Origin of the sequence: Lapillicoccus sp., assembly GCF_025353065.1 — a bacterium.
Lineage (GTDB): Bacteria > Actinomycetota > Actinomycetes > Actinomycetales > Dermatophilaceae > Lapillicoccus.
The window spans coordinates 1-7,874 of record NZ_JANXRJ010000057.1 but is presented as its reverse complement, the minus strand read 5'-3'; the positions used below and the strand labels follow the sequence as shown (position 1 = coordinate 7,874).

General features: G+C 71.5%; 10 protein-coding genes. 8 read left to right on the top strand and 2 right to left on the bottom strand.

The genetic code is table 11. The features are described from left to right. A partial coding sequence (locus Q0R63_RS05490; RefSeq protein ID WP_295695103.1) for a hypothetical protein occupies positions 1-330 on the bottom strand: 330 nt, incomplete at its 3' end. Between Q0R63_RS05490 and Q0R63_RS05485 the strand changes: the two genes are divergently transcribed. From Q0R63_RS05485 to larB, 4 genes are read left to right on the top strand one after another with little or no spacing between them, the layout of a single operon-like run. Further along, the gene (locus Q0R63_RS05485; RefSeq protein WP_295695102.1) at positions 329-619 is read left to right on the top strand and encodes a lactate racemase domain-containing protein; all 291 of its coding nucleotides are present in this window, start codon (positions 329-331) and stop codon (positions 617-619) included. The genes Q0R63_RS05490 and Q0R63_RS05485 overlap by 2 nt on opposite strands. A gap of 33 nt (positions 620-652) precedes the next feature. After that, positions 653-1,606 (top strand): lactate racemase domain-containing protein, encoded by a 954-nt coding sequence (locus Q0R63_RS05480; protein ID WP_295695101.1) that lies wholly within the window; start codon positions 653-655, stop codon positions 1,604-1,606. Between the two features lie 41 nt (positions 1,607-1,647). Beyond that, positions 1,648-2,499: an ATP-dependent sacrificial sulfur transferase LarE gene (gene larE / locus Q0R63_RS05475; protein ID WP_295695099.1), complete on the top strand. Its 852-nt coding sequence runs from the start codon at positions 1,648-1,650 to the stop codon at positions 2,497-2,499. Beyond that, complete coding sequence (gene larB, locus Q0R63_RS05470) at positions 2,492-3,205, top strand: nickel pincer cofactor biosynthesis protein LarB (protein ID WP_295695097.1); 714 nt, start codon at positions 2,492-2,494, stop codon at positions 3,203-3,205. The genes larE and larB overlap by 8 nt, the downstream gene beginning before the upstream one ends. 280 nt (positions 3,206-3,485) lie before the next feature. Here larB and larC read toward each other — a convergent pair whose 3' ends face one another. Further along, the gene (gene larC / locus Q0R63_RS05465) at positions 3,486-4,778 is read right to left on the bottom strand and encodes a nickel pincer cofactor biosynthesis protein LarC (protein WP_295695094.1); all 1,293 of its coding nucleotides are present in this window, start codon (positions 4,776-4,778) and stop codon (positions 3,486-3,488) included. Positions 4,779-4,887: 109 nt separating this feature from the next. On the opposite strand from larC, the gene Q0R63_RS05460 reads away from it, so the two are divergent. The 4 genes from Q0R63_RS05460 to Q0R63_RS05445 form a co-directional block, all read left to right on the top strand. Then, complete coding sequence (locus tag Q0R63_RS05460) at positions 4,888-6,660, top strand: DUF6398 domain-containing protein (RefSeq protein WP_295695092.1); 1,773 nt, start codon at positions 4,888-4,890, stop codon at positions 6,658-6,660. A 65-nt stretch (positions 6,661-6,725) separates the two neighbouring features. Further along, positions 6,726-6,959: a type II toxin-antitoxin system prevent-host-death family antitoxin gene (locus Q0R63_RS05455; RefSeq protein WP_295695090.1), complete on the top strand. Its 234-nt coding sequence runs from the start codon at positions 6,726-6,728 to the stop codon at positions 6,957-6,959. After that, positions 6,959-7,351, top strand: a complete 393-nt coding sequence (locus Q0R63_RS05450) for a type II toxin-antitoxin system VapC family toxin (RefSeq protein ID WP_295695088.1) — start codon at positions 6,959-6,961, stop codon at positions 7,349-7,351. The genes Q0R63_RS05455 and Q0R63_RS05450 overlap by 1 nt, the downstream gene beginning before the upstream one ends. Before the next feature lie 66 nt (positions 7,352-7,417). Continuing rightward, the coding region (locus tag Q0R63_RS05445) for a hypothetical protein (protein ID WP_295695086.1) at positions 7,418-7,874 on the top strand (457 nt) is incomplete at its 3' end.

Here is a 7,874-nt window from a genome sequence, read left to right as displayed (position 1 = left end):
CAGTCGGGTGGGGGGAGGGGAGGGCAGCACGAGCACCTGCCACACGTGGCCGTCGGGGACGGTGATGGTCAGCAGGCACTCACTGGTGCCGGGACTCACCGTCGGACGGTTGCTCGTCACCCAGACGAATCCGGTCGTGGGGATGAGCATGAGGCGGGCCCGGTCGTTGAGGACGAACTGCAGGGGCTCGGGGATGCCGTCGTCGGCCAGGTCTCCGAACGGCTCGAGACCCAGACCGCTGCCGTAGAACGCGAAGGACCGCGGCCGGGCGGCCGTCGGAACGGCAAGAGAATTGGCGCGACCCCGTGATGGGGCCGACAGTGGGGTCATGACGACCACGAGCACGACGACCCAGGCCATCCGGCTCGGCGGCCCGGACGGCGTCCTCGACCCGGCCGAGGTCGCCGCGTTCGTCCACGAGCAGCTCGGCGCCCAGGACCTCGACGGCAGGAGCGTCTGCATCCTCGTGCCCGATGCCACCCGCAGCTGCCCGCTCCCCCTGCTGCTGAGCGCGGTGCACGGCGCGCTGGCCGGGCGAGCAACCAGGTCAACGACCATCGTGGCGCTGGGGACCCACGCGCCGATGAGCGACGACGCACTGGCCAGACACCTCGGGTAGGCCGCGGGTGAGCTCGCCGCGACCTACCCCGGGATGACGGTCCGCAACCACGCCTGGTCGGACCCGGCGACCTTCGCCGACCTCGGCACGATCCCCGGGTCGCGCATCCACGAGCTGTCCGAGGGCCGGCTCCGCCACCCGGTGCGGGTGCTGATCAACCGGGCCGTGGTCGAGCACGACATCGCCCTCGTCGTCGGGCCCGTCCTCCCCCACGAGGTCGTCGGCATCTCCGGCGGCAACAAGTACTTCTTCCCCGGGGTCGCCGGTCAGGAGATCATCGACCTCACGCACTGGCTCGGCGCCCTCATCACCTCCGCCGAGATCATCGGCACGACCGCGGTCACGCCCGTGCGTGCCCTCATCGACGAGGCGGCCGCGCTGATCCCCGCGCAGCGCCTCGCCTTCAGCGTCGTCGGGGCGGCCGGCAGCCTCGACCTCCACTCGATCTCGTTCGGGGACACCATCTCCTCCTGGGTGTCGGCCGCCGAGGTGTGCGCCGCGACCCACGTCACCCACCTCGACGCGCCGGTCCGCCGGGTCCTGTCGCTCGTCCCGACGATGTACGACGACATCTGGACCGGCGCGAAGGGCTTCGACAAGGTCGAGTCGGTGGTCGCCGACGGGGGCGAGGTGATCCTCTACGCCCCCCACATCACCGAGCTCTCCGCGATGCACCCCGAGATCGCGCGGATCGGGTACCACTGCCGCGACTACTTCGTGAAGCAGTGGGACCGCTTCGAGCACCACCACTGGGGCGTGCTCGCGCACTCGACGCACCTACGTGGAGCCGGCACCTACGACGCCGAGACCGGCGTGGAGCGGCTGCGGGTCGACGTCACCCTCGCGACCGGCATACCCGAGCAGGTATGCCGCACAGCCGGCCTCGGCTACCTCGACCCCGCCACCGTCGATGTCGCGGCCTTCGAGGCCGACCCGGACACCCTCGTCGTGCCGCGGGCCGGCGAGATGCTGTTCCGGCTGCGCTGACCCGTCTCGATGAGGCTGACCCGATGACCGATACTAAGGTCATGAACGCAACGACGACGTCCTCCGGCCTCGCGCGGGCCACGGCCGGGGTGGGCGCCGTCCTGCAAGGCGTCTCCCGGGTCGGGGTCGCCTTCTCGGGAGGCGTCGACTCGTCACTGCTCCTCGCCCTCGCCGTGCGCGCCGTCGGCCCGACCCGCGTGGTCGCCGTGCTCGGGGTCTCCCCCAGCCTCGCCGAGGACGAGCGGCGCACCGCGCACGACGTGGCCCAGGTGATTGGTGCGCCGCTGGTCGAGGTGGTGACCCACGAGGGCGACAACCCGGCATACCGCGCCAACGGTCCGGACCGCTGCTTCCACTGCAAGGACGAGCTGTTCACCCGCATCTCCGACGAGGTCGTCGCGCTGCACGGGCTGACGGCAATCGCCTACGGCGAGAACGCGGATGACGCCCGCCGGCCCGACCGTCCCGGTGCCCGGGCCGCGACGGACCATGCCGTCCTGCGACCGCTCGCCGACCTCGGCCTCACCAAGAACGAGGTGCGGCAGCTCGCCCGGGAGCTCGGCCTCCCGAACGCCGACAAGCCCGCCGCCCCTTGCCTCGCCTCCCGGATCCCGCACTTCTCCGAGGTCGACCCGACCAAGCTCGCGCAGATCGAGTCGGCCGAACAGGCCATGCGCGGGCTCGGTCTCGGCGACCTGCGCGTCCGCCACCACGGCGAGGTCGCGCGACTCGAGCTGACTGCCGACGACCTGGCGCGCGCCGTGCAGCCCGAGCTGCGCGACCGGATCGTCGGCGCCGTCCGCGCTGCGGGCTTCACCTTCGTCGCCCTGGACCTGGTCGGGATCCAGTCGGGCGCCTTCACCCTGCCGCTCGTCCAGGTCACCCATGGCTGAGGGGCCCGACCCGCTCGACTCCCTCCACGGGATCGCCGAGCTCGACCTGGGGCGTGGAGACCGCCGGGGCTATCCCGAGGCGGTCTACTGCGAGGGCAAGACCCCGGAGCAGGTCCGTGCGATTGCGCTCTCGCTGCGAGAGTCGTTGTCGGACAACGACGCCGATGCTCCAACGGGTAGCGTTCTGTTCACCCGCTGCGGGCCGGAGCACCTCGCCGCCCTCGCCAAGGTCCTGCCCGACGCCGCGGTCGACGGGACGGCCCGGCTCGTCGCGTGGCCGGCCGACCCGCCCGCACCGACCGGGGGCGACGTTCTCGTCCTCTGCGCCGGCACCTCCGACCTCCCGGTCGCCCGGGAGGCGCTGCTCACCGCCCAGCACCTCGGCCGGTCCACCGAGCTCGTCGTCGACATCGGGGTCGCGGGCCTGCACCGGGTGCTGAGCCGGCTCGAGCAGCTGCGGTCGGCACGGGTGATCGTCGTCGTCGCGGGCATGGACGGGGCACTCGCCAGCGTCGTCGCCGGACTGGTCTCGGCTCCGGTCGTCGCCGTCCCGACGTCGGTGGGTTACGGCGCGGCCTTCGGCGGCCTGGCTCCGCTGCTGTCGATGCTCAACGCCTGCGCGCCGGGGGTGGCGGTCGTCAACATCGACAACGGCTACGGCGCCGGGCACCTTGCAGCTCAGATCGCCGCGCCCCACTCCGACTGAGCACTGCGCAGGGCGTGTCCATGCACCGCGCCATCCGTCGGAGGTGATCAGTCGGCGCGCGTCATCGACCTGGGCAAGAGGCTCGAGGTCGTCGAGCCTCGACCAGCTGAGGACGCGGGGAACGGCCTCGCGAGTGGGGCCGGCCGCCAGGGCTTCCAGCTCGGCAGCGTCGACCCGGATCGGGATCTTGAGTGACCCGTCGGCGGCGATCTGGGCGAGCAGGTAGTGGGAGGGCACGCCGTTGAGCAGTAGGAGTTTCCGTCCGGCGCGGGAGAGTCGGTCACAGCATGGGGACCAGGGTCGACCGCAACGCCCCGGGGACCAACTCCCCGACCATCAGCCCTTGGCTAGCAGCGCGAGCGGCCACGGCGTCCAGCACATCGCGGACCGGTCGGCCCGACGACTCGGCCACCGCTCTGACACTGTCGAACTCGGGCACCACGTGGGTGATCCGGCCGCCCCGATGGGCGACCTTCACGGCGAGCGGCCGACCGTCGAGGTCGACGTCGACCCACCCGCGTGGCAGCGAGGTGCGGTGCACCGGGGTGAGTCGCACGCCGAGCGTGGTGGTGGTCGCGAGCACCCGGTCGCGCAGCAGGGGGACGAGGGCGTCGTGGCACAGCACCGACAGCGTGTATGCCGGTCGCCCCTTCTTCATCAGGATCGGCGTCAGCCACGCGTCAGCCGCGCCGTCGGCGAGCAGGGTCTCGATCACCGTCGGCCAGATGCGCGCGTCGAGGTCGTCGACGTTGGCCTCGATGACCGTCATGGTCGCGTCGATGAGACCCGATCCTCCTGCCAGAGAGTCAGTTCCGTGGCCACGGTGGGGAGCTGGCGGCATACCGACGACCAGGCGCACGACGTTCGCGCGCCCGATCGGGTCGCGGGTCCCCGCTCCAACGCCCTGGGCGAGCACGCTCATCTCCGGGAACGGCCCTTGCCTCCCGTCGTTGCCGACAGCGAGTGCGACGCCGGTCGGGGTCGCCAGCTCGCCCGCCCCACCCTCGACGACCGACCAGCCGCCGAGCAGCCCCAGGACGGCCGGCGCCGGGACGGCCTGGTCCCCGTGCGCCGTCCTCACCCGACCGGACCCGACCGCGATCGGGCTGACAACGAGGTCCAGCGGCTCCCACTCGGCGAGACCCGCGCAGGCGCCGACGACGTCGGCGATCGAGTCCCAGCTGCCCACCTCGTGGAAGTGGACCTCGTCCACCGGACGATCGTGGATCCTCGCCTCGACGTCCGCGAGCGCGGCGAAGGTGCGGAGCGCGCGGTCGCGCACCGCCTGCGCGAGATGCGCCGCCTCGATCATCGTGCGGATGTCCCCCCAGGACCGGTGCGGCTGGTCCGGGACGAGCAGGTGCACGTCGACCTTGGTCGCCTGCATCCCGGCCCGGAGGACCGAGGACGCCTGCAGGCGCACGGTATCGGGGATCACCGCTTCGACAGCCGCCTGGATCAGGCCAAGGTCGACCCCGGCGTCAACCAGCGCTCCGAGGATCATGTCGCCCGACACACCGGCGCTCGCGTCGAGCCAGCCGACGTGCCGGGGAGGGCCGCTGTGCTCCGTCATGCGCCGACCGTAACGCGGCGATCCCGGGCGGTCGGCGTCGGTCAGGATCCGGCCGCGGCACGCCCTCTCCAACACCCGTCTCGGACCCCGCAGATGGTGGGATGGACGTATGCCGTCACGCCAGAGCAAGCACGCCCGCCGACAGCCCGCGGCGCCACGCCGCCACCTGCGCGTCGTCGACCCTGGCGCCGATCGGGTCCGGGGCGCTGCGCTGGCCAGCCAGCAACCGCTCATCCAGGAGTTCCGGGCGGCCCTTCGCGGCGATCCGCTGACCTTCCCGCTGGCGATGTCGACGTTCGTCGCCGCTGCCGACAGCTCGGAGGGCGCGGCCAACCTGTCCATGCTCGTCGAGACCTTCGCGGAGATCGAGGTGGCCGAGACGACGGCTGCGCTGCAGGTGCTCGGCGCACTGACGGGTGGGCCGCTCGGGGAGTCCGCGCGACGGCATGCAGCGACGAGGCACCATCCCGTGCCGTTGGCGGTGTCGGGCCTGGCCGAGGCCCACGTCTACGTGGCGCACCAGATGGGACACGTCCTCGGCGACGGCGACGACATCGTCCTGGGGGTTCGTTGGCCGGGGATCGGCGAGCTCACCCTGCTCTGCTACGTCGACCACAACCTCGGCACGGTGGTCAAGGACGCCTTCCTGGTGCACGCCCCGGTCACCGAGATCGTCGCGCAGCTGCGAGCCATCTCGGCTGACACCGCAGGGGTCGAGTTCGACGAGCTGGACCTCGCGGACGCGCGGGCCAGGCTCGAGCAGGCCGTCGCCGACGGGCGCCGGCTGGCGCCGGAGCCAGCGAGCGAGACCTGGCCGATGTGCCGGCCGGTCCTGGAGAAGCTGCTTCGCGAGATGCCCTCCGGTGGAGCCGGATATGCCGTGACGCAGACCTCCGACGCCGACCGGGCCCGGCTGCTCGCCGACTTCCTCGAGTCACCGCACGCCGCCGGGCTCGATAAGCGCCTGGAGAGCGAGGATGCGACCCGAGCCGACCTCACCCTCCTGTGCGCCGCGACCGCCGGACACTGCGACCCCCTGCACTGGAGCCCGGTGACGGTGGAGCTCGCTCTCACGGACTGGTTCGTGAACGGCGTCGAGGCCGACCCCGACTATCTTCTCGGGTTGCCCGAGACGCTGCGGCGGGTCAGTCCCTATGCCCACCAGGTGCGCCACGTGCCGTCCTCGCTCAGCCACGAGACCCTCGCCGCGGTCGACGAGTGGGAGCCGGTCTTCCACGCGCTGCTCGAGCACCAACCGGACGGACTGCTCGACGCGCTCTCGGGCGAATCCCTAGCGATCTTCGGGGACCTGCTCGGACAGTTCCGTGACCGGGAGCTCGGAATTCTGAGGCGCCAGGTCGGGGGTGAAGCGACCCTCGCCCGGCTCGACTCCCGACCGCTGCCGGACGAGGAGTTCCGTTGGGAGTCACTACCCCGGGACGTCCACCCCCGGGTCGGCGAGATCGTCTCGGCCCTCGACGCGTTCGCGGACGCCACCTTCGGGGTGGAGTTCCGCACCGCCTGCCGCCGCTTCCTCGCGGAGGCCGTAGCGAGCGACCCGCAGCTGGTGCGCGGGCGGGGGCGCAGCGACACCGCGGCCGCGGCGGTGGCCTGGGCGGTCGGCAAGGCGAACGACCTCGTCGCCGGCCGCGCCTTCTTCGGCGCGTTCGGGATGTCGGCCAAGGACCTCGCCGCCTCGTTCGGTGTCAGTGGAAGCCCATCATCGAGGGCGCAGGGATTCCTGCGGGCCCTCGGCATCGCCGACGATGCCACCGCGGAGCGGGTCTTCGCCCTGGGCCGCCCCGACTTCCTGATCGCCGAGGTCCGGGGCGAGTTGCGCGAACGCTATGCGGAGCTGATGACGGACTCTCACCTCGCGTGACTCGAGGTGATTCCTTCCTCCCACGGACTTAGCCCGACTTAGCCATGTGACGCTAGGCTGACGTCATGCCGATCATCGTCAACGTCCATGAGGCGAAGTCCACCCTGTCGCGCCTGCTGGAGCGGGTCGAGGCGGGCGAGCGTGTCGTCATCGCCCGTGCCGGCAAGCCGATCGCGGACCTCGTCCCCCACCCGAGGCCCGACATCGTCTACGGCACCGGCGCTGCCGTGATCAGTTACGACCCCGACACCTTTGACGAGCACGACGTCGAAATCACGCGCCTCTTCGACGGCGAGTGATGCTGCTGCTCGACACCCACGCCGCGCTGTGGCTGCTCACCGATGACGAACGGCTCGGGATCAGGGCACGCGCGCTCATCGCCGGCGGGGGCACCGCCTACGTCTCGGCAGCGAGCCTGTGGGAGCTCGCCATCAAGGCCGATCTCGGGAAGATCCGTGTACCTGAGGATCTTCCCTCCCTCATCGAAGCCGCGGGTCTGGGCTGGCTGCCCGTTTCTCCGCAGCATGCCTGGCGGTCACGCACAGTCGCCGGACTCCCGCACCGAGACCCCTTCGACCGCCTGCTCATCAGCCAGGCCCTGTGCGAGTCGCTCACCTTCCTCACCGCAGACAGGATCCTGCTGGGTAGCGACATCGTGCCCGCCGTCGAGGTTGCCGACGCTCGCCTCTGACAACGCGCCGACAGGAAAGGACCTTCGACACTTCCGGTCCGGGCCGGACACCAACACGCTGAGGTCATGCGCGTTCGTACCTGCTTGCTCCTCCTCGCCGCACCCATTACTGCCGTCCTGTATGCGCGCCGCTTCCGTCCGTGGCAGCTGAGCTGGGGCGCGACGCCGGAGGAGTTGTCGCGTCACCTCCCCGGTGACGAGCTGGTGACGCGCCCGACCTTCGACGCGACCCGGGCGATCACCATCGCCGCGCGCCCGGAGGACATCTGGCCGTGGCTCGTCCAGATCGGGCTCACCCGGGCCGGCTGGTACAGCTACGACCTCCTCGACAACCTCGGTCGCCACAGCGCCGACCACATCGTCCCGGAGCTCCAGGACCTCGCTGTCGGCGACATCATCCCGATGAGCCCGGACGGGAAGCAGGGCATGGTCGTCCGCAGCCTCGACCCGCCCCACTCGATGATCTGGGGGACGCCGGGGGAGACGACCTGGGCCTGGCAGCTCGACCCGACCGGTGAGGGTT